At 46.2% G+C, this 22,276-nt stretch carries 23 protein-coding genes, 1 tRNA gene and 1 riboswitch; of the genes, 9 read left to right on the forward strand and 15 right to left on the reverse strand.

Translation table 11 applies throughout. From position 1 onward, the window contains the following. Window positions 1–36: 36 nt before the first annotated feature. The 5 genes from AC6CIF_RS31340 (at window position 37) to AC6CIF_RS31360 (ending at window position 5,102) form a co-directional block, all read left to right on the forward strand. Entirely contained in the window at window positions 37–2,028 is a 1,992-nt protein-coding gene (locus tag AC6CIF_RS31340; RefSeq protein ID WP_498202693.1) for a M1 family metallopeptidase, read from the forward strand. A 10-nt stretch (window positions 2,029–2,038) separates the two neighbouring features. Continuing rightward, window positions 2,039–2,890: a hypothetical protein gene (locus AC6CIF_RS31345; protein WP_498202694.1), complete on the forward strand. Its 852-nt coding sequence runs from the start codon at window positions 2,039–2,041 to the stop codon at window positions 2,888–2,890. Window positions 2,891–3,135: 245 nt separating this feature from the next. Then, window positions 3,136–3,273: riboswitch (cyclic di-AMP (ydaO/yuaA leader) on the forward strand. A gap of 3 nt (window positions 3,274–3,276) precedes the next feature. Beyond that, window positions 3,277–3,747: a C40 family peptidase gene (locus AC6CIF_RS31350; protein WP_036607285.1), complete on the forward strand. Its 471-nt coding sequence runs from the start codon at window positions 3,277–3,279 to the stop codon at window positions 3,745–3,747. A gap of 353 nt (window positions 3,748–4,100) precedes the next feature. Further along, window positions 4,101–4,595 (forward strand): GNAT family N-acetyltransferase, encoded by a 495-nt coding sequence (locus AC6CIF_RS31355; protein WP_036607287.1) that lies wholly within the window; start codon window positions 4,101–4,103, stop codon window positions 4,593–4,595. A 150-nt stretch (window positions 4,596–4,745) separates the two neighbouring features. Beyond that, a complete protein-coding gene (locus AC6CIF_RS31360; protein ID WP_036607288.1) occupies window positions 4,746–5,102 on the forward strand; it encodes a c-type cytochrome in 357 nt (118 codons plus the stop codon). Between the two features lie 74 nt (window positions 5,103–5,176). Here the strand turns inward: AC6CIF_RS31360 and rbsK are convergent, their stop codons facing one another. From rbsK to AC6CIF_RS31380, 4 genes are read right to left on the reverse strand one after another with little or no spacing between them, the layout of a single operon-like run. Beyond that, window positions 5,177–6,157, reverse strand: coding sequence for a ribokinase (gene rbsK, locus AC6CIF_RS31365; protein WP_498202695.1), 981 nt, complete (start codon window positions 6,155–6,157; stop codon window positions 5,177–5,179). A 43-nt stretch (window positions 6,158–6,200) separates the two neighbouring features. Continuing rightward, window positions 6,201–6,497 carry a 4a-hydroxytetrahydrobiopterin dehydratase gene (locus AC6CIF_RS31370; RefSeq protein ID WP_062838136.1) on the reverse strand — a complete coding sequence of 99 codons (297 nt, stop codon included), beginning with the start codon at window positions 6,495–6,497 and terminating at the stop codon, window positions 6,201–6,203. Window positions 6,498–6,527: 30 nt separating this feature from the next. After that, window positions 6,528–6,722, reverse strand: coding sequence for a hypothetical protein (locus tag AC6CIF_RS31375; RefSeq protein ID WP_076216999.1), 195 nt, complete (start codon window positions 6,720–6,722; stop codon window positions 6,528–6,530). 25 nt (window positions 6,723–6,747) lie between these two features. After that, window positions 6,748–7,041 carry a hypothetical protein gene (locus AC6CIF_RS31380; protein WP_076216998.1) on the reverse strand — a complete coding sequence of 98 codons (294 nt, stop codon included), beginning with the start codon at window positions 7,039–7,041 and terminating at the stop codon, window positions 6,748–6,750. Window positions 7,042–7,275: 234 nt separating this feature from the next. On the opposite strand from AC6CIF_RS31380, the gene motA reads away from it, so the two are divergent. Further along, window positions 7,276–8,076, forward strand: coding sequence for a flagellar motor stator protein MotA (gene motA / locus AC6CIF_RS31385; protein WP_056698100.1), 801 nt, complete (start codon window positions 7,276–7,278; stop codon window positions 8,074–8,076). Next, on the forward strand, window positions 8,063–8,881 hold the full coding sequence (gene motB, locus AC6CIF_RS31390; RefSeq protein WP_076216997.1) for a flagellar motor protein MotB: 819 nt from the start codon (window positions 8,063–8,065) through the stop codon (window positions 8,879–8,881). Before motA ends, motB begins: the two co-directional genes overlap by 14 nt. Window positions 8,882–9,093: 212 nt before the next feature. Here motB and AC6CIF_RS31395 read toward each other — a convergent pair whose 3' ends face one another. After that, window positions 9,094–9,795: a pseudouridine synthase gene (locus AC6CIF_RS31395; RefSeq protein ID WP_498202696.1), complete on the reverse strand. Its 702-nt coding sequence runs from the start codon at window positions 9,793–9,795 to the stop codon at window positions 9,094–9,096. Window positions 9,796–9,813: 18 nt separating this feature from the next. Next, window positions 9,814–12,153 carry an ATP-binding protein gene (locus AC6CIF_RS31400; protein WP_498202697.1) on the reverse strand — a complete coding sequence of 780 codons (2,340 nt, stop codon included), beginning with the start codon at window positions 12,151–12,153 and terminating at the stop codon, window positions 9,814–9,816. Between the two features lie 332 nt (window positions 12,154–12,485). Here AC6CIF_RS31400 and tadA point away from each other — a divergent pair, with 332 nt between their 5' ends. Both tadA and AC6CIF_RS31410 read left to right on the forward strand, forming a co-directional pair. Next, entirely contained in the window at window positions 12,486–12,986 is a 501-nt protein-coding gene (gene tadA / locus AC6CIF_RS31405; protein ID WP_237178622.1) for a tRNA adenosine(34) deaminase TadA, read from the forward strand. Window positions 12,987–13,035: 49 nt separating this feature from the next. Beyond that, the gene (locus AC6CIF_RS31410) at window positions 13,036–13,605 is read left to right on the forward strand and encodes a GNAT family N-acetyltransferase (RefSeq protein WP_076216994.1); all 570 of its coding nucleotides are present in this window, start codon (window positions 13,036–13,038) and stop codon (window positions 13,603–13,605) included. 265 nt (window positions 13,606–13,870) lie between these two features. Here AC6CIF_RS31410 and AC6CIF_RS31415 read toward each other — a convergent pair whose 3' ends face one another. The 9 genes from AC6CIF_RS31415 to guaB form a co-directional block, all read right to left on the reverse strand. Then, window positions 13,871–14,965 (reverse strand): hypothetical protein, encoded by a 1,095-nt coding sequence (locus AC6CIF_RS31415; protein WP_498202698.1) that lies wholly within the window; start codon window positions 14,963–14,965, stop codon window positions 13,871–13,873. Between the two features lie 233 nt (window positions 14,966–15,198). Next, the gene (locus tag AC6CIF_RS31420) at window positions 15,199–15,351 is read right to left on the reverse strand and encodes a small acid-soluble spore protein P (protein WP_036607296.1); all 153 of its coding nucleotides are present in this window, start codon (window positions 15,349–15,351) and stop codon (window positions 15,199–15,201) included. Window positions 15,352–15,373: 22 nt separating this feature from the next. Next, window positions 15,374–15,550, reverse strand: a complete 177-nt coding sequence (locus AC6CIF_RS31425) for a hypothetical protein (protein WP_017691325.1) — start codon at window positions 15,548–15,550, stop codon at window positions 15,374–15,376. A gap of 29 nt (window positions 15,551–15,579) precedes the next feature. Continuing rightward, window positions 15,580–15,918 (reverse strand): hypothetical protein, encoded by a 339-nt coding sequence (locus AC6CIF_RS31430; RefSeq protein ID WP_036607297.1) that lies wholly within the window; start codon window positions 15,916–15,918, stop codon window positions 15,580–15,582. Window positions 15,919–16,110: 192 nt separating this feature from the next. Further along, a tRNA-Ser gene (locus tag AC6CIF_RS31435) sits at window positions 16,111–16,199 on the reverse strand. A 194-nt stretch (window positions 16,200–16,393) separates the two neighbouring features. Continuing rightward, window positions 16,394–17,677: a serine--tRNA ligase gene (gene serS / locus AC6CIF_RS31440; protein ID WP_498202699.1), complete on the reverse strand. Its 1,284-nt coding sequence runs from the start codon at window positions 17,675–17,677 to the stop codon at window positions 16,394–16,396. Window positions 17,678–17,950: 273 nt separating this feature from the next. Then, a complete protein-coding gene (gene pdxT, locus AC6CIF_RS31445; RefSeq protein ID WP_498202700.1) occupies window positions 17,951–18,541 on the reverse strand; it encodes a pyridoxal 5'-phosphate synthase glutaminase subunit PdxT in 591 nt (196 codons plus the stop codon). Window positions 18,542–18,686: 145 nt separating this feature from the next. Beyond that, window positions 18,687–20,075, reverse strand: coding sequence for a D-alanyl-D-alanine carboxypeptidase family protein (locus tag AC6CIF_RS31450; RefSeq protein ID WP_076216990.1), 1,389 nt, complete (start codon window positions 20,073–20,075; stop codon window positions 18,687–18,689). A gap of 416 nt (window positions 20,076–20,491) precedes the next feature. Next, entirely contained in the window at window positions 20,492–21,949 is a 1,458-nt protein-coding gene (gene guaB / locus AC6CIF_RS31455; protein ID WP_017691330.1) for an IMP dehydrogenase, read from the reverse strand. Window positions 21,950–22,276: the final 327 nt, after the last annotated feature.

Raw genomic sequence — 22,276 nt, forward strand, 5'->3', positions numbered from 1 at the left:
ATGCTGTAGATGCTTGTCAACGGGAGGTATTTAACGATGATTCCACGACGCGCCAAGAGCTGGCTCACTGCATCCCTGGCCCTGTGTGTACTTGCCGGAGGGATATGGATCACTCTGGGTTATAATCGCTCAACTCATTCCGAATTGCCAGTACTCGCCCCCGAATCGGGCAAGCCCAAGGCAATAGCTCCAACTCCAGCACCTCCAGAAAGTGTACAGACCCCTACAGCCGAAGTGTACAGCAACCGTGTTGTGGAATATCACATGGATGTGAAGCTGGTCGAAGGAAACGTATTGGAAGGGACTCAGACGATTACCTGGACACATCCAGGCAAAAAAACCGTCAGCGAGCTTTACTTTCATATGTATCCCAACGCCTTCTCTTCTGCTGACACCACCTTTATGAGGGAATCCGGCGGAAAGCTTCGGGGTGATGTCATGCCTACCAATGGTTACGGCTCCATGAACATTACCGAAATGAAAACGGAGGACGGGCTCTCTCTCCTGCACCGGATGCAGTATGTGCAACCAGATGACGGAAATATCAAGGACACCACCCTCATTAAAGTACGCCTGCCCAAACCCGTCAAAGGTGGGGAAAGCATCACGCTCCACACCCGATTTGAAGTGAATCTGCCAAAGATTTTTGCCCGGATGGGAACTGCTGATCATTTTGTCATGGCAGGTCAATGGTTTCCCAAATTAAGTGCCTATGAACCTGTAGGCAGGCGTGGACGAACAACGGAAGGCTGGAATCTGCACCAGTACCATGGCAATTCAGAGTTCTACGCCGACTTCGGTATATATAGTGTGCGTATTCGAGTGCCTGAAACATACAAAGTGGCTGCTACCGGATTTCCAACGCAGCAAGCCGTGGTGAAAAACGGAGAAAAGGTCTATCAATTCTATGCCGATGATGTGCATGACTTCGCCTGGGCAGCCTCACCCGATTTTGTGTACGCCGAGGAACCATTCTCTGCACCCAATGTGCCTGGTGTACGAATCAAGTTATATCTGGACCCAGCTCATCAGGATCTGAAAGAACGTTATTTCCATGCTGCGAAGGCCGCTCTAGCCAATTATAGCAAATGGTTTGGCCCGTATCCTTACGCTACCTTATCCATCGTAGTTCCACCCAAAGCGGGGAACGGTGCTGGAGGTATGGAATACCCTACGCTAGTTACGGCCTTTGGAGCCGATGACACTACGCCAGGTTATGACCTGGAACGTACCGTAATCCACGAGATCGGACACCAGTACTTCTACGGCATGGTTGCCAGCAACGAATTCGAGGAGGCCTGGCTGGATGAGGGGTTCACCTCTTATGCAGAAGACAAACTGATGGAGCAGGAATACGGATTGATTCCGAATCTGCCGGTACAATCGGGACTAATTACGTCTCCTTCATCCTTAACACAAGAATCCTGGAAGTTTGATTCACAGAATGAGTATGCAGCCAATGTCTATACACGTGGCAAGCTTGTATTGCTTGGTATTGAACATCAAGTCGGTACCAAAAAGATGGAACGCATTCTCTCTACCTATGTGAAGAAGTACCGCTTCAAACATCCCACTTCGGCTGATTTCCAGAACGTTGTGGAACAAGTGACTCGCACTTCCTGGTCTGATTATTTTGATCAATACGTCTATGGTAACGGGATGGCTGACTTTGCTGTAGAGAAGATTCGTGTTACGCCCGTACAGAAAGACGGTCAAACATTGTACGAGTCATCCGTGACGATAGCGAAAAAAGGCAGTGACTACAGCGCCGTTCCTGTTCGCATTGCTTTTGAAGACGGGCATATCCTCACCAAGCAATGGAATGGCAAAGAAGATCGCATCACCTATAAATTAACTCACACATCCCCCGTATCCTGGGCCATGACCGATCCCCTGTACACGATCGTGCTGGAGAACCGCCATATGAACAATTTCCTGAAATCCGGACTGGATGAGCGGGCGAAATCCCGCTGGAGCATGAGTGTAACCAAACTAATAGAAGCCATATTCGGAGGTCTGTCATGGTGAGGTGGAAACGGTGAAAGCGAAAATACGTGAAGGCTGGTTTCTCGTCCGTCAGCATATGTTCATTGCCGCACTCTTATTTCTCTATCAACTCATTTGGGGATATTTCTTCTATCGAATGGTACAATCGGCGGTCATCCCCCTACTCCTGCGTTATCCGGATTCTGATGCCGGGGAACTGAGTACACTTTTGTTCAAAATGGAAAGTCAACTCAACCTGTCTACCCATCCGGAGGTTCATCGTTATCTATGGATTCTGGGGGGCATGCTGCTGGTTCGCATGTTGATCAGCCCCCTCATTCAGGCAGGACTGCTCTACTCACTTCAGCACTTTAACTCTACAGAAGAGCGCATCCCCTTCGTCCGCGGAATCAAAAATCTGTGGAAACCGATGCTGCTGCTCCACACCATACGTACTTTATTGATACTTCTGCCCGCCTACTGGCTCATACCGAAGCTCTACTCGATTCTCATGGACGGATTTCATTCCCTTCAATTACTTTTGCCTGGTATCCCTTATGTTGCTGCCTGGATTGTATATGGTTGGATCATCCACCACGCCATACTCTACATGCAGTTCGGTGTTTCGGCACCAGAAGGAGAAGGCGGGGCTCACGGTACCCTCAAAGCACTCTGGATTGCACTGCGTCATCTCATCGCTGTAATCGGCATTGCACTCCTGCTGGGGGGAGTACACCTGCTCGTCTTTGGGGCATTCACTTCAGCCTCATGGTTATTAACGGGACTTACCGGACTTATACTACAACAGACGTATCCACTTGCCAGATGTCTATTGAGTCTGTGGAAAATATGCAGCCATTTCCGATTATGGCAGTCCAAAATATCCAAAGGTGAGAGCAGATAGTTTAAAAATTGTTACCATCACATGTTAAACTCATGCCCTAATATGTACTTAATAAATAGGCAAACCTCAACCTTTCCCCGTCAAAGGTCGAGGTTTTTTTGCTAAATTTGTTGTTAAACGTTGCCAAAGCCGTACTCCTCTGTTACAATAATCGCAGTGAGTTTTTAGTAACAACTTTGTAATCTTTACATTCATATTTGTAACTACTTAAAATTAAATCGTCATTTCTTGATTTCGCAGGTGCATAACTAGCATAGCCAAATTCCTGGCACCTGGGAAGCGGGGGAACCAGTTATGGGTGAATTGATCTTGCTACAGAGGGATCATAGGGGACCTTCAACCGAATCCTTAAGCTAACCTCGCAGGCATTGGAAGGGGAATATCTCTTGTTCAAGAAGAAATTAACCGCAGCTGTACTTAGCATCACATTCGCTTTATCACTTGGTGCAGGTAGCGCATTCGCAGATTCAAAGATGGACACAGTAATTGATTCAGCAATGGGAACTACATACAAAAGTGGAGGAACAACGCTTAACGGCTTTGACTGCTCCGGATTTACACGGTATGTATTCGACAAGTTGGGTATTGATTTGGCACGCCAATCCAGTTCCCAATTCGACATGGGCGATTCCGTATCCCGCATGGAAATGAGAGCTGGCGATCTGGTGTTCTTTAATACAACAGGTAAAGGCGTATCTCATGTAGGAATCTTTGTAGGAGATGGAAAGTTTGCACACTCCTCTTCTTCCAAAGGCGTTACGATCAGTGCATTGAGTGAAAACTATTGGGCCAATCGTTATGTTGGCGCAAAACGGATTATGAGCACGGACGCATATGAATCACTGGCCCTTGACTAGGGACAAGCTGAGCAACATGATGCTGTAACCATTAACCATACTGGAACGAAGCAAGAAGCATAACAGAACCGCCCGGTACATTCTCCGCAGGAATGTATCCGGCGGTTTTTTTGTGCTTCAATCCTTATTCATGTTGCAAGTTACTCGGGGCATATCCTGCGACATCAACAGGTTCATTTTGCGTTCGTTCGTCCGTGCCCTTATGATGTTTTTACCCATCCCGTTATAATATAAACGGAATTACCGGAACTTTTGTTTCATTTTTTTTCTTGGGAAGGAAGACTTGCTAAATGAACATCTCTTTTGTAGAGTGGACAAAGAGTTCTGTTTCAAGGAAAGGAGCATGCAGGTGTATGAAGGAAACCCCTGTGACGTTTCACGTTGTACCCATGCGAGAAGAACATGCGGAGCTTATCTGCAGTTGGCAGTATGACCCGCCTTACAATATCTACAGCTGGCTCCCCTGGGAGCAGATGAAAGCTCTGGAAGTCGAATTCGGAGATGCACAGCTGCGGCAGGAGCAATATGCGATCGTCCTGGATCAGAACGATCGTATATGTGGGTTTGCTCAATACTTCCCACTTCAAGGGGTAACCCGGATTGGCCTTGGCATGCATCCAGAGCTGTGTGGTCAGGGTCAAGGGACAGCTTTTGTCACTGCCATTGTACAGGAAGCCATTCGCCGAAATCCCACGAATGAGATTGATCTGGAAGTACTCACTTGGAATGCTCGTGCCATTCAAGTCTATCTGAAGAGTGGATTTGTCACCCAGGATACATACGAACGACAGACCCCAAGCGGCTTGAAGCCCTTTCACTGTATGGTTTATGAAGGGCCTCGCGGTTAGAAACCATTGCAAAACAACCAAATTCGCCCCTTGTTATGTGATTAGTTCAAAAAATTCCCACAAAATGCTATGATGTCAGTACAGGTTCCGTTATAATGATATGGATAGTTTCAGGTTAGATGATCTTTCATTCTGGAGGGGACATAAGGGATGCACAAATGGATCATGAGCGGAGTATTTTTTGCAGCATGCGCTTTAGCTATTGTTTTAATGTTTACGCTTCCAGGGAAAGAAGAAGTGGCTGAAGAAGCCAAACCAACCATGCCGGAAGTAACATTGGATGCTGGACAAGCTGAAGCACTGGTCAAAGCCAATTGTATCTCCTGTCACGGGGATCAGCTTCAAGGTGGCGTAGGACCTGCTCTGGCCAACATCGGTAGCCAGGATGATCTGGAGAAGATCTATTCTACGATTGTCAAAGGTAAAGGTGGCATGCCTTCCTTCAAGGGCAAACTGCAGGACGAAGAGATTGCAAATATCGCCATGTGGCTGTCAGAGAAGAAATAATCTCTGCACACGCATAACAAAGAGGCGCTTAATCCCCTTTTGGGAGAATAAGAGCCTCTTTGTTATGCCAATTATTAGGACTCTGGCGCATTCTCGGCCAGAAAGGCCTCAACTTCACGTGCGGACGGCATCCCGGACTGGGCGCCGAGCTTTGTCACGGATAACGCGGCCGCACCCATGGCGAAGCCTACAGCCGCGTCCAAGGTCTCACCGCGCGCGAGGGCTACCGCCAGCGCGCCGTTGAAGCAATCGCCAGCGCCGGTCGTATCGACGGCGCTTACGGCGTAGCCGGGCGCACGGCACGCGCCGGCACGCCCTGCTTGTACGCGGCCACCAGGCGCCGCGTACACAGCCCCCTCGGGGCCGAGCGTCGTGACGACAGCGGCCCCGAGGGATGCGGCGAGCTCTGCGACCGCCGCATCCAGGTCTTCCGGCCGGAGATGATCCCGGCCGGTAAGCACGGCAAGCTCGCTGCGGTTCGGCGTGACAACGTCGACGCACCGCAGGAGCTCCTGGGGCAGACCCGGCACCGCGGGAGCCGGGTTGAGCACCACCAGTGCGCTGCCTTCAGCTGCCAGTTGGGCGGCGCGGGTAACCGCTGGCAGCGGGATCTCCAGCTGCAGCAGCACCGCTGCGGCTGCAGTCAGGCTTTTTACCGTATCCGCCTCTTCCAGCATCTCAGGCACTACTTGCCCATTCGCACCAGGAATAACGATAATCCGATTGTCTCCCCGAGAGAGCCAGATGGAAGCCGTCCCTGTAACCGTGTCTTCCAATCTGCGAACCTGCGAGACATCTGCACCACTTTCCGTCAGACTGTGCAGCAGACGTTCGCCAAAACCATCCGATCCCACCGCACCAATCATTGTGGTCTGTCCACCCAGACGTGCAGCGGCAACAGCCTGGTTCGCCCCTTTGCCACCAGCGAGATAATGCAGTTCCTCCCCGCTCACCGTCTCTCCCTCTTCCGGAATCATGTCTGTCTTCACCACGAGATCCATATTGAGACTGCCTACGACAGCAATAAGAGGTTGTTTCTGATTATAGTCTGACATGTATGGTTCACTCACTTCCGCCGTGCGATAATAACCAACCTTGTTATTCCGACCTCATTTTGTCATAAGCTTCGTTGTACTGCCCTGCTTCCTTAATATCTACAGATGTAATACCGCCCGCATCCCATGACGTAAGACGCAGCGTAACCGTTGTATAGTCAATCGTAATAAAAGGATGATGATTGAACGCTTCCGAGATCGCAGCGACCTCATCCACAAATGCAATCCCTTTCATGTAGTTGGAGAACACAAATTTGCGTACAATCCACCGTCCCTCTTCCAGTTCCCAGCCTTCCAGCCTTCCCAGATGAGCTTCGACTTCCTCTTGTGAAAAAACCATGCGTTATCTTCCTCCCCATAGGATGGTACATTACAGACGTATGTCCGTATAACCACCGACACCTTCGGTGCGATCAACAGCAACCTCAAAGGCCAGGCTCACCGCCATGCGGTTGGCCCATTTCACGACTAACATCTTACCACGGACAAGCTTCAAAATCCAATCACCTACATGGCATAGAACCACTAACCATAAGGCTTTGGGGGAAATTCCAGTTCCATTCATCCCCCTGAAAATGCATATAAACACACTAAATTAAAGGTACAAATGTCAACTCTTCTTCCCCGATCAAAATATGAATGCGGTGCTGCTCCTTATCATGGATGACCACGCCACTTCCAACCGGAATAACAGACTCCTCACCCAGCGCATAGAACAAATCCTCCGCCAACGCCTCATCCACTTCAAGTTGGTCAGATGCAGCCAGTCTCTCCCACTCTTCCGAGTCCATTTCAAAGAAAACATACCGATCCGGTATGCGCCCGATTGCCGTTGTCAAATCTGTCAAAATTCCTTCATAATCCCGTCCATGCTTTACGCCCATTGGCTTTTCACTCCTATTCGGCCCCTAAGGAGCGGATTTGATCTTATTATACCTGAAAATAGCCCTTAAAAAAAAAGGCCTATTGGTCGATAAATACTATACATGATCGTTTTAACTGTTTTGGCAATCCAAAAGAGTGCCAAGCATTAAACGAATTGCGGCTCTACGTTCGTCCGGAAGCCCGAATTTAGCCGCTTGAAAGGATTCAATTTTATCTCATGGATGAGGTGTATGATGAACATTTCAACAATTATTGGACTTGTTTTGGGACTGGCTTCACTTGTAATCGGTATGATGTTGAAGCATGCTCCCGTAATTAATCTGGTCAACAACCCAGCAGCCTACATGATTATATTTGTTGGTACCGCAGCAAGTATTTTTATGGCATTCCCTATGTCAGAAGTCAAGAGAATTCCGAAGCTCTTCGGAATTTTGTTCAAACAGCAAAAATTGATCGATCGCGTATCCCTAATCGGCACATTTATGGACTGGGCTTCCACTACCCGTCGTGAAGGTTTGCTTGCACTAGAATCAAAAGTTGAAGAAATCGACGATCATTTCCTTCGCAGCGGCATGCGAATGATTATCGACGGGAACGATCAAGATTTCGTCAGCGATGTTCTAATGGAAAATATTCATACTACAGAGGAACGTCACCGCAGTGGTGCACTGATCTTCTCCCAAGCAGGTATGTATGCTCCAACACTTGGCGTTCTTGGAGCTGTAGTTGGTTTGATCGCAGCCCTTGCGGACCTTAGCGATATGGATAAGCTCTCTCAAGCGATCGCAGCAGCATTCATCGCTACCCTCTTGGGTATCTTCACAGGTTATGTACTGTGGCATCCAATGTCCAACAAGTTGAAGCGGATGTCCAAGCAAGAGATGGAAATCAAGCTCATGATGGTTGAGGGTCTGCTCTCGATTCAATCCGGTGTTTCCACCATTGCTATCAATCAGAAATTATCTGTATTCCTGACACCTTCCGAACGTAAACAACTGGAAGAGAAGGAGGGTTCATCAGGTGAAAAAGGCTAAGAAGCATGAGCCACATGAAGAGCATGCAGACGAGAGTTGGTTGCTCCCTTATTCCGACTTGATGACCTTGTTGCTCGCTCTGTTTATTGTGTTGTTCGGCATGAGTTCCATTGATGCGGGTAAGTTTGAACAAATGGCTTCCGCACTAAGCAGCGCATTGAATGGTGGATCAGGTGTCCTTGATTATAGCTCCATGAATCCTGAAACTCCGGGTGCTGATCTTGGTAAGAAGAAAGAACAGCCTGAGGAAATTACGAAAAAATCACCAAATCAGATCACCGATGCTCAGATGGCTCAGAAAGAGCAAGAGAATCTGGAGAAGCTCAAGAAACGGCTTGACCAGTATATCTCGAAGAACGGGCTTTCCGACCAGCTGAACACCAAGCTGAATCAATCTGAATTGAAGATCACCATCAGTGATAACGCCCTGTTCTCCTCAGGCCGAGCAGATGTGAAGCCTGAATCACGATCCCTCGCCAAAGCGATCTCAAGCATGCTGCAGGAGTTCCCTGAATATGAAGTGGTGGTATCCGGGCATACCGATAATATTCCCATTTCGAACAACCAATATAAGGATAACTGGGATCTGAGTGCAGATCGTGCGCTCAACTTCCTGAAAATCCTGTTGCTGAACACACAATTGGACCCTTCCAAATTCACACCAAGTGGTTATGGAGAGTATCACCCGATTGCCAGCAATGACACCAATACCGGACGGGCACAGAATCGCCGTGTAGAGGTATCTATCATTCGGAAGTATCAAAGTAACAATACAAATGTAAAAGCCGTTGGCGAAGGAAACTAGAGGCCGTCAGCGATTCATTAACCAAAGACCGTTCTCCAGGTACAAGGAGAACGGTCTTTTGGGTTTATATAAAGCTTATGCTTGGTTTATCTCTAAATTTTTCACACTATTTGCGAAGATTCACCTGTCGTCATTGATCCTATACCAAAAAGCCCTGCGCTCCTTTTCGGAAAGCAGGGCTTCAATCAGTTAATTAGTCAAAGTCGAATCAACTATTCCAGTGAATAGTCCAACAGACCGCCCAGCTCCGCTTTTTCAGCAGCGGTAAGCTCTCTCCATGAACCTGCCGCCATTTCTCCAAGATGAATGTTCATGATCCGAATACGCTTCAACTTACGAACCTCGTAGCCAAAGGCACTACACATACGCCGAATCTGACGGTTCTTTCCTTCAGTCAGGATGATACGGAATACTCGATCGGTCATCCGGGTCACTGTACAAGGCAGGGTCATTTCACCCAGGATCTTCACCCCAGTGCTCATACCTCTAAGGAAACTCGGGGTTACAGATCGGTCAACAGTAACGATATACTCTTTCTCATGGCGTCCTTCTGATCTAAGAATCCGGTTAACGATATCACCATCATTGGTCATCAGGATCAAACCTTCTGAGTCCTTATCCAGGCGCCCAATTGGAAAGATACGTTCATCGTGTCCGACAAAATCAACGATATTGCCCTGAATATGCTGCTCGGTTGTGCTCGTGATCCCGATCGGTTTATTCAGCGCGATATATACGTGTTTTCTCTTTTCCTTGATTGGCTTGCCGTTGATTCGTACATCGTCGCCTTCTTCTGCCTGACTGCCCAGTTCAGCCTTAACTCCATTAATGGTTACCTGACCACTATCCACCAACTTATCTGCTTCGCGCCGGGAGCAGTAACCTGTTTCACTAATAAATTTATTAATACGCAAAAGGTAATCTCACCTCATCTATTTCTCTTCATCTGTACATGGTTCATCCGTTACCTGATCTACCTCAATAACTTCCGGTTGTTGCTCGGATGCAGGCAGTTCAATGATAACCGTTGTTCCCTTGTTCATGACGCTTCTAATATCCATCATGCCCTTATGTGATTGAATAATGCGCTGACTGACCATCAGGCCAAGCCCTGTCCCAGACTCTTTATTCGTAAAGAAAGGCTCCCCAAGCTTGGGCATCATCTCTTCCGGGATACCAATGCCTTCATCCCTGATCTCAATTCTGACGCGTTTCGACTGTTCGTCATGCTTGAGCTTGATATGGATGCTTCCTCCATTTGGCATGGCCTCCATACCATTTTTCAGCAAATTGATGAATACCTGCTTCAACTGGTTCTCTTCACAGTGTACCATAGCCGAATCGGATGAGGCACGCAGTACAAATTCTACACCATGCAGATGCGCCTGACTATCCAGTAACGAGATGACATCGCCAAGAATAAATCGAATATCCCGATTCTGAAAATGAACCGCCTGCGGTTTCGCCAAAATCAGAAATTCACCGACAATAAGGTTGATTCGATCCAGCTCCGATAACATCAGATCCAGATGACGATGATTCAGCTTGTTGCTCTCTTGCTGTAACTGCAGGAATCCGCGCAGCGTGGTCAGTGGATTACGAATCTCATGTGCCACACCTGCTGCAAGCTGGCCCACGGTTGTTAGCTTCTCAGAACGTCTGAGCAGCTCTTCCATCCGATTACGACTTGTAATGTCCCTGGAGACGCTAATCAGCGCGGTAATCTCTCCAGCTTCGTCTCGCACTGGAGCCGTACTGACACTGACCTCTACTCGGGTCCCGTCTTTCTTCATCCAGGTGGTTTCGTTGGACGTAATGGACATCCCTTCAACGAGTTGAGCATGCTGACGTTTCATTTCTTCTTCTGCCTCTGGCGGGATGATCTTCAGATTACGACCTTCCACCTCACGACTTCGAAAGCCATATAATTGTTCAAATGCGCGGTTAACCCGCAGCACTTTTCCTTCAAGATCCGTAATGTGAATGGCATCCGCTGTCTGATTGATAATGGACTCCAGATGTTCTTTCACCGCCCGATTCTCTTCATACATCTGTTTCAGACGGCTCGTATAATGGCCCAGATTACGAATCATGGCATTAATACGATTCGCCAGCTGGCCAAGTTCATCCTTCCTCCGGACTTTCAGACGGAAATCAAAGTGCCCTTCCGCTACATCATTCACTTTGCCCAGTATGGATTGGATCGGACGCGTAATATACCCTGCGAGCAGATAGCTGCCAAAGATCACGATCTCCAGCAAAACCAACGATATGGAGGCATGGCTCACCAACTGCTCAGATACCATGGAGGATATTTGCTTATAGTCCATGACAATACTGATCACATAGGAAGACTGATTGGGTGTGAAAATGGGAATAAAACTCTTCAATACCTTCTGTTCATGCGTTTCACTGACAAAAGATACATTTTGCCCTGTTCGAATGGCACGCACCACAGCACGATGATCCTCATCCGTAGAACCATACTGGTATGTACCAAAGCGAATCGGTCTGTTATTCAACTTGCTAAAGTTCGAATCTCTTCCGTCATCACCCATATTCGGGCTGCCAAAAGTCAACGGATTGATGCCTGTAATCTCCAGAATGGAGGGATTGACCTCACGAATTTTATTTAAAATCTCATCCGGACTAGAGATTTTCACATAGTCATCAACTTCCGTATTATTATAGAAAGGATTGATTATGTAGTTTCTCTTTCCATCATGGTAGTAACCCCAGATATCAATATCCGAAGGACTGGATGTCGAATATTCGAATCCATCTGACCAGAAATGCTCCAACTTCTGCCCTTGGGGAATCGTCACCTGTTGTTCTTCAAACAACTGCTTAAAGGCCTGATACCAATAGGTCATGGATTTGGTGGACAGCCCGATTTCTCTCGGATCCGAAGAGCGGCTAACAACGATGTCATCATCCGTCTGCTCCATTAACGAAATATGTGAGACGCCGACCTTTTGGCTCAAGCGTACAAGTTCTTCATTTGTGATATTATTAATATCCGGGTCCAATTCTTCCGCTGCCATGACAGCAGCAAGCCACAGATTGTTTCCAATCTGCCGTTTTACATAATCCGAACTGTATTGATTCTGTTCGACAGAAATTGCAATCTGCTTTGCAGTGAGCACCATCTTGTTTTCACTGTCCTGCCTCAGATTCTCTTCTGTAGTATAATAACTCAGTGCGATATTCAACACTAAAATAACGAGCACTGAGCACGACATAATCATGGATAATTTCGTTTTAATAGACAAGTTTTTTTGTTCACCTCTCGGCTTGTACCCTCTGGCGATATATGGCAAAACCTATCTCCATCATAACGCTTGTATGTCTTTTTGAAAAGGATAATTGACCTGTGCCCAAAAGTTACCGAATGACTGAAAAGCTCGAAATTCGTTGTTTTTTGCATTTTCGAACTCTACAATGAAATGAATCACTATATTTATCCACATACCCACAGGCTTGTGGATAGTTTGTTTATAACTATGTGAGCAACTACACGTTTATCCACAATTCTATACACAACATGTTAACAACCCGAATACTTGTTCGCTGAATAAACGATTTTGGAAGGAGTTATATAGTAATGACTGACCATTCTCTCCAGCCCGATCTTGGGAATTTATCGGAGGAGGCTCAACATGAGCACTGGATGCGGGAGGCCATTGCCGAGGCCTACAAGGCTGAGGCTCTTGGGGAAGTGCCGATTGGAGCTGTAATCGTACAAAATAACCAAATTATCGGTCGGGGATACAATCTGCGTGAAACTACACTGGATTCCACCGCCCATGCAGAGATGGTGGCTATTCGTCAGGCCAGCGAGACCATCGGAGCTTGGCGTTTGTTGGATTGTTCTCTGTATGTCACCCTGGAACCTTGTCCGATGTGTGCAGGTGCAATTGTACAGTCGAGGGTCCCCCGCGTAATCTATGGTACGGCTGATCCCAAGGCAGGCTGTGCAGGTACATTGATGAACCTGCTACAGGAGCCTCGTTTTAACCATCGCACCGAGGTGATCCCGGATATCCTTCAGCCTGAATGCTCCACGATGCTAACTCAATTTTTCAGACGTCTGCGTAAAAAATAACACTAACTATTGAATATCAACATTCCAATCGGAAAGGAAGTGTGCTGTAATGGCACTAACACTCTATGATACAGCCAACGGCATAAGCCTTCGGTTGCTCACACCCCAGGATACACAGTCCTATCTGGACCTGATTCAGGTCACACGCGTCCCCTACCAGTCTGTAGAACCCGTGCGAGACGATGAATTCTATACACTGGATGCTCAGACTCGGCGGATTGAGGATCGGGTCAAGGCAGCAGAAGAAGGTACAGGATATCAATTTGGAATCTATACCATTAAAGACAGCCTGCTGATTGGACAAGTAAGTATCAACAATGTCGTACTGGGCGTTGCCAATTATGCGGATATGGGTTACTTTATCCATCCAGATTATCAGGGTGGCGGACGAATGACAGCAGCGGTTAAACTGGCCGTAGCTTATGGCTTCCGTGCGCTGAAGTTAAATCGGGTTCAGGCTGCGGTATTGCCCTCCAACAAAGGTTCACAGCGCGTACTGGAGAAGAACGGATTCCAGTTTGAAGGTACTGCTCGCAAATACCTCAAGATCAACGGCAAATATCAGGATCATCAGATCTATGCTGTGCTTGCTGAAGACTTGGACGAACTTGCGAATTAACTGATTTAGAATTTCCACCACAAAGCTGTCTGTATTTCCAATTCAACAATATACAAATTTAATATTCCAAACCGCACTACTCTAGCTATGTAGGAGAGAGTGCGGTTTTATTTGTATAGATCACCAGCCACCATTCAAAATCAAAGATCAATTATTTTGCGGATTCCCCTCATACGCTGTGTAACAAAAAGAAACCGCCTGTATCCAAGCGGAAGGAGATTATCCCTCACTTGAATCACAGACGGTTTATTTGAACTCAGCGAGATTAGTATCCGTATGAAGCGTTCATCAGTTCTTCGAACTCTTGCATAGTAATTACGTCATCGCCAGTAGGGATGTTGATTTTGAATGCTGCTTTTTCGTTAATCTTGGTGTACGTATTGGAACCGGTAAATGCCAATTTCACTTCGTCTTTTGTATCTTCTGGCTTGATCAGCACATCAGCGACCATCTTTTGATATACCGGGAAGTCGTTTTTGTCCAATGCGAAATCGATGTTGAATTGGTTAATTGTCAGAACATCTTTCAATTTGTCCAAGTCTTTAGCCATTTCAGCCTGATCTGCTTCAGTGATCTTCAGATCTTCTTTAGCTTTGTCGATATCAGCCTGATCCATTTGCAGCATTTCACGATATTCCTCTTTGGACAGAATATCCAATACTTTAGGCATAGCTTTTGTTACCAGTACAGTAACTGCTTCTTTAACATTGTCATTATTCACCGAGAATTGTACAACCTGCTTCGCATCTACACCTTCAGGAAGTTGTGCATCTTTGGTGTCTAGGTTTTTGAAGAATTTAGCCTGATCGTACTCGCCCAGCACTGCGTCCATGACTTCGTTGCTCAGCTTTTGCGTTTTGGCTGCGTCCATAGCATCCGGGTTCCATTCCGTACCCTCTTGCTCAGCCAGTTCTTTCAGGTCAAGTTCCAGGAATTTGCCTACAACGTTCTCCGGAATCGGGAAGAACGGAATGTTCGGCACTTTCACATAGAGTTTCTCTGCCGTCATCACCATTGGAATGTTAAAGGTCATACCCATATCACCTTTAAGCTCGATGCCAAGAGTCATCTCTGTCTGCATTGGCTCACTTTGGTATACACCTGTTACATTCAACTGAGCATCCTTCAGCATGCTCATAAACTGAGTCATAGTAGGATCAGTTTGTGAAGCATCCCCAGGTTTATAGCTCAATTCATTAATTGTAAAGTTGGAACTCATTTCATACGAAGTCAATTTGGAAGCATTGGCCGCAGCCGTCTTCAATGCCTCTTTTGGTTCCTGCTTGCTGCTACATGCTGTCAATGCCATAGATACGGTCAACAGCAACGTAAGAAGAAGCGCCCCCATACGTTTAGTCATTTGTTTCTCTCCTCTCGTGATAACCCCAAAAAAAGTAATTCAATATCAATGATATACCATATCGTCAGATACCGAAACCTAATTTGGGAAAAATGTGATCTTTCCTCTTTAAAATGGCTACAAAGACCTATGTCAGCTTGGGAATAACCATGTGCCTATCTTTATATATGTATGAATACGCAAAAGCCCCCTGTTAGGTAACAAGGGACTTTTGCTTGAATCTGTTTCTTCTATTAACCTTGGGGATTCAAATGATCCACATGATTTTGGTTTTTTACTTTTTTGGAACCGGATAATGGTTCCTGCATGGAAGAGCGTTTGGATGAATGACGATGCTGTTCGGATGCTTGTGCTTCCGGTACGGGAATTGTTTTTGGTTTGCTCATATTATTGCCCCCTCATCATTGGTTAGGAATGGGATGGGTCCCTATCTTCCGTTTTGTCATGATTCAGTGCATCCTGATGACGACGATCATTAATATCTTGCTGAATTTGCTGGGCATGATGACTGTTTACGGCAGGCTGCTCCAGATCATCGACTACATTTTGCAGGTTTTTGTCTACTCCCGCTTTGGCTTTAGTCAATTGAGTTCACTCCTTCAGATTTCAGGCTATTATCTCGTCTGGGATTGTAAGGACTGGGCGCATTCATGAATGTGCCGTGTATAATCGTGAGCCAGTTCCTGAATCGGTTCTGTACGCTCATCCGTCGTTCGTCCATCCCGTTCCACATCAATCAGCTGTACGCTGACTTCACGGGAATCGACATAAGCACATTTGAAATCAAAAGAGTACATCTCGTGCCCTGCTGTAGCAATGTGTATCCGAATCGCCTGCTGATCGGCTTCATCGGCCATTACCTGAGCCTGGTCTCCAACATTCAGGACTTGAGGCAAACGTTCTTGCCAAGCCCCTACAAGCTCTGTCTGATCGATGTTTAACTCGCGGTTCATCTTACCACCTCCACTCCTATAAAGTGCGGCGATGAAGATGTTTTTATACATATTAGCCTTATTCCAAATATAACGTTGTACTGTGCAACGTATACATCAGTCACCAACCTGTATACTCACTACGTTTAAAAAACTCACAACGCAAAAAAGGACCCGAGCGAGATCGCTCGAGTCCTTGTTATAAGTGTAGTATGGCGGAGAGGGTGGGATTCGAACCCACGTGGAGTTGCCCCCTAACGGTTTTCAAGACCGCCCCGTTATGACCGCTTCGGTACCTCTCCAGGGAATTAACTTTTATAAACTTGCCACGAAAAGTATCATACCACATCTCGACATTATAATGCAACCTTTTTTATATTAAAAATGATGATCCTGTATCAGACAACTGCCTCCGTTATACAAAACACTCCAATCCGCCATTCCGAAATGACGGATTGAATTTGTATTCCTCTTGATGAGGATGTTTAACTAACTCTTAAGAGCGATGTGCAATCACACTGATGCCGCCCATATAAGGACGCAATGCTTCAGGAATAACAACCGTACCATCTTCCTGTTGATAGTTCTCCAGGATAGCGGCTACCGTCCGTCCAACCGCCAATCCTGACCCGTTCAATGTATGAACAAATTCCGGTTTGGCTTTTGGCTCTCTGCGGAAACGGATATTGGCACGACGTGCCTGGAAGTCCTCACAGTTGGAGCACGAAGAAATCTCACGATAGGTATTGCTCTCAGGCAACCATACTTCAATATCATACGTTTTAGCTGAAGTGAAGCCCATATCTGCGGTACACAATGTTAGAACACGATACGGCAAGCCCAACAATTGAAGCACACGCTCCGCATTTTGAGTCATTTGCTCCAGCTCTTCATACGAAGTCTCTGGAGTGGAGAGCTTGAGCAGCTCTACTTTGTTAAACTGATGCTGACGAATCAATCCGCGTGTATCCCGTCCAGCGGAACCGGCTTCAGAGCGGAAACAAGAGCTGTATGCCACAAAGTGCTTAGGCAATTGATCTACATTCAGAATCTCTTCGCGATGGTAGTTCGTTACCGGAACTTCAGCAGTTGGGATCAGATAATATTCAGTATCTTTTAACTTGAACAGATCTTCTTCAAACTTAGGCAGTTGACCGGTTCCAAACAAGCTGTCCCGATTAACGATGTATGGAGGCAGAATCTCTTCATATCCATGTTGATCACTGTGCAGATCCATCATGAAGTTAATCAATGCACGTTCCAGACGCGCACCCAGACCTTTATAAAAGGTAAAACGGGAACCTGTTACTTTGGCAGCCGCCTCAAAATCAAGAATATCGAGATCCTGCGCAATTTCCCAGTGGGCTTTTGGTGCAAAAGTAAATGACTTCGGCTCTTCCCAACGACGAATCTCAACATTGTCGTCTTCAGAAGCTCCAATAGGTACACTTTCGTTAGGAATGTTCGGAATCGCCATTGTGAGATCATTGATCTTCACTTCCAGTTCCCGAACTTCTTCGTCCATAGCTTTGATTCGATCAGACACTTCGCGCATCTCCACAATCAGATCATCAGCATTCTCACGATTCTTCTTCAGTCTAGCAACTTCCGCGGAGACTGTATTCCGACGACTCTTCAGCGTTTCACTCTCTTGAAGCAATTCCCGACGCTTGGCATCCATCTCGGTAAATCCAGCGATAAGATCCAGCGATTTGCCACGTTTAGTCAATGCTTCTTCTACACGTGCATACTCATTCCGCAATATTTTCACATCAAGCACGATATACCCCTCCTAAATAACCTCACAACGTGAAGCCTTATGTTAAATCCATTCTCAAAACTCTACTGTATATACCTTACTATATACTTATCGGAACCTGTAACCCAAAAAACAACCTATATCCCCGGTGTCACCCTCCGCTGCGATTCCCGCTTTGAAGCAGATACAGGCAACATCAGGCATCCGTTCAGATGCAACTGCCATCCAGCGGCCTTACAAGGCTTCTGGGGAAGTGATCCGATGACCGGGAGATCATAGGTTGTACATCATGCATTATTTAGAGTCTACCGTGTGTTTGTAGGATCTGGCCATGTCTACAAAATAAGTATGCAGACGATAGTCATCCGTCAATTCCGGATGGTAGGAGCAAGCCAGCAAATGCCCCTGACGAGCGGTAACAATCTCATCCTTGTATGTGGAGAGAACTTCGACCTGGTCTCCGACACTCTCGATCAAGGGTGCCCGTATAAACACAGCCCTTACCGTTTCCTCAATGCCTTTGACCGGCAAATCCGTCTCAAAACTTTCTCTCTGCCGTCCAAATGCATTTCGGGATACAGTCATATCCATTAGCTCCAAATGAGCTTCTTCTTGCCCTGCAATGTGTTTAGCCATAACGATCAAGCCAGCACAGGTACCAAATACCGGTTTGCCGTCAGCAGCAAACGCGCGTATGGCATCCATAAACCCATACTTGCGCATCAGTTTACCGATCGTTGTGCTTTCCCCGCCAGGAAGGATAAGACCGTCCAAGTCCTCCAATTGCTGAATCTGTTTGATAGCTATACCTTCTGCTCCAGCACGTTCAATACTTCGAATATGCTCTGTTACAGCTCCTTGAAGTGCTAAAACGCCGATCTTCATACGCTCATTCCCCTTCTCTTACCAGCCACGATCTTGCATACGGTAAACGAACATTGTACTTTTTTACTTCATCATACGTGAATTCTAACTTGATATTTTACCGGAAAAATTGTAAATATACAATCCATCCGGTCGGAAATATAGACTAAAAGAGATTTTTGATCCCGTCAAAGAGATCTACGAAGAAATCCTTCACGGCACGGAAGAACAAACGGAACCATCCGCCTTTTTCAGCCTCTTCAGCAGTGATCAAGTTCACTGTTTTTTCCTGTGGCTCAATTCCATCTGCTTTATACGTGTACGTTACCGTACCCACTTTCGTACCTGCCTTGATTGGTGCTACCAGCTTATCAGCCTCATTTACGTTAGCTTTGAACGTCACATTCAGGTTCTGAGTACCTTTGGGAACAACAAAACTTACCGCATTATCAGTTACAACAGGAACGGTTGTTTCTTTCCCTTTTTTCAAAGGTACCGCTTCCCAGCCCGTCACTTTGGTCTTGCCTGCAACAGCCTGTTTCACTTCAAAGTTGTTAAATCCATAGTCCAATACCTTTTTAGTTTCTCTGAAACGTGCGGATTCCGAATCTGTGCCCATAACAACACTAATTAGACGCATACCGTTACGTTCTGCTGTACCTGTAAAGTTATTACCTGCGTTCGTGGTATGGCCTGTTTTCATTCCATCCAGACCTTCATAGGCATAGCTTTTGAAATTGGTTATATTTTTATTCGCTTCCAGCATCCAGTTATAATTGATAATTGGAGCTTTATCATTGGGACGGAACTTGTAGGATTGAATAGTTGTAAATTCTGTGTAGTCCGGGTGATCCATAATGATGTATCGGCATAGAATTGCAGCATCTAGAGCGGACATCACAGTTTCCTTGTCTTCAGCTGGGCGGAAATCAGCAGGCATATCTGCTCGGTCGAGACCGGAAGAGTTGATAAAGAAGGTATCCTTCATGCCCATACGCTTCGCTTCATCATTCATCATTTTCACGAAAGCTTCTTCCGAACCGGCAACATGTTCAGCCAAAGCAACCGTAGCATCATTGGCAGAGCCAACAGCCATAGCAATATAGAGATCCTTAACTGTGTGCTGGTCACCTTCCGCGAGGAAAATTCGCGACCCGATACTTTGTGCAGCATTCTTTTTAACAGTTACAATATCGTCCCAACCGAATTTACCTTGTTTGACTTGTTCGGCGACAATGTACTCTGTCATCATTTTGGTCATACTTGCAGGTGGCATCGCTTTATCCGCATCGACATTTAGTAGAATCTGTCCCGTTGAGGCTTCCATTAGCACCGCAGATCTAACCTCAAGCCCAAGCGAGTCTACCCCAGGCACCTGTACAGCTTTCTCCGTCTTTGTTGTTGTTGCCGCAGCAGTCAGAACCTGACCGGAGTTGTCCGCAGCAGCCATGACCGGCATTACTGCAGACATGCAAAGCATGTTAATTAGCATTACCGAGGCTACGCTCTTTTTGAGCATTTGGCGTTTCTTTTTATTCATGTGTTTGGCTTTCAATGATGAATACTCCCTTCGATCCAAAGCATTGTTAATTGCTTCAGTGCAGCTTATGCTGCGATTTTCTTGTTCCCTAACCTGCGTGTTTGATGTACGAGTTGTGTGCTATATGCGCTGTATCGAACGAGCAATATTATTGCTCCTAAAGTTCGTTATCGATTGTCACTTAGTCCGCATTTTGCAAATGCTTATGTAAAAGGACGTCCGCGCTTCTGTTTACCTGGCAGCCTTTTCTGGCACTACATTTGCTTTTCAAAACCATATTCATAGATTCACGTCAAATAGCCGCCGCAACGCCTTAATCCATCCATGGATCGTCACCGCTTGTTCTATTCTATCACAGGGGTATCTGCAAAAAAAGACAGACCCGGTGAAAATCACCGAGCCTGTCCTGGAAATGATTAACTCTCTTCCGATTACAACGAGTAGTTAGGTGCTTCTTTGGTAATCTGTACATCATGGGGATGACTTTCGCGCAGTCCCGCACCGGTAATACGAATAAAGCCAGTATCGTTCCGAAGCTGCTCCAGGTTGCTTGTACCGCAGTAACCCATACCGGAACGCAGACCACCAATCAGTTGGTGAATCGTATCAGACAATGGACCTTTGTAAGCGACACGACCCTCAATTCCTTCTGGAACCAGTTTTTTGTCATCATCCTGGAAGTAACGATCTTTACTACCTTGTTTCATTGCTGCCATTGAACCCATACCGCGATAAACTTTGTAGCTACGTCCTTGGAAGATCTCAGTTTCCCCCGGGCTTTCCGCTGTGCCGGCAAACAAACTTCCCAGCATCACCGCGTGTGCACCTGCAGCCAGTGCCTTCGTAATTTCACCGGAATATTTGATTCCGCCGTCCGCGATAATCGGAACTCCATATTCGCGTGCCACTGTTGCACAATCGTAGACTGCAGTTACTTGAGGTACACCAATACCAGCGATAACACGTGTTGTACAAATCGAACCTGGACCAATACCCACTTTGACTACTGAAGCCCCTGCTTCGATCAGGTCACGAGTGGCTGCGCCAGTAGCGACGTTACCTGCAACGATGGTCAGGCTAGGGAAACGTTCACGAAGCTGACGTACAGCTTCAATGATATTGATGTGGTGTCCGTGAGCCGAGTCTACCGTAATCAGGTCGACACCAGCTTGTACCAAAGCATCTGCACGTTCGAATGTATCTTTGGAGATACCAATCGCTGCACCAACCAACAAACGACCTTGAGCGTCTTTGGCTGCATGAGGGAATTGAATGGCTTTTTCAATATCTTTAATTGTGATAAGACCTTTCAATGTGTTTGTCTCATCAACTAATGGAAGTTTCTCAATCTTGTGCTTTTGAAGGATACCTTCAGCTTCTTGCAGTGTAGTGCCAACAGGAGCGGTAACCAGATTCTCACGAGTCATGACTTCGCTAATTTTGATGCCGTAATCATGAATAAAACGCAAATCGCGGTTAGTCAAAATACCAACCAGCTTCTGATCTCCTTCAATAATAGGTACACCGGAGATCCGATATTTCGCCATTACTGCTTCCGCATCAGACACCAGATGATCTGCCGTCAGTGAGAATGGATTCGTAATAACACCACTCTCCGAACGTTTAACACGATCTACTTCTTCTGCCTGTTGTTCAACCGACATATTTTTATGGATAATACCGATACCGCCTTCACGTGCAATGGCAATAGCCAATGTCGCTTCAGTTACCGTATCCATACCCGCACTGATCAAAGGAATATTTAGCTTTACAGTATCACTCAAACGAATAGATACATCTACTTCTTTAGGCAGTGTCTCGGATTTCCGTGGCACTAGCAATACATCATCAAAGGTGAGGCCTTCCTTACCAAATTTATCTTCCCACACGCAAGTGTTCCTCCTTATGTTTGCTCAGCTTTACGGTCCAAAACCCGAAGATTCCAGGCTGTATTTTACGCCGAAAATACGTTTTCTGAAAAATTTATTATTGCCATCTTAGCAAAGCGATATTTAGACTGTCAAGGAAAAGTACTTGGTTATATCAGGTGTATTGCCTGATGAACACAACTGTTTTTCCAGAGCGGACAAGTCTAGTTATTACGCAAAAAAACGTCAATTCGTATCGAATAACGTTACATGTATACATCCTATTGTGCTGATAAATCAACAAATTCAATCTGTATTTTAATCCCATACTGCATAATAAAAATATAT

This window comes from Paenibacillus sp. GQ49 (assembly GCF_059759055.1).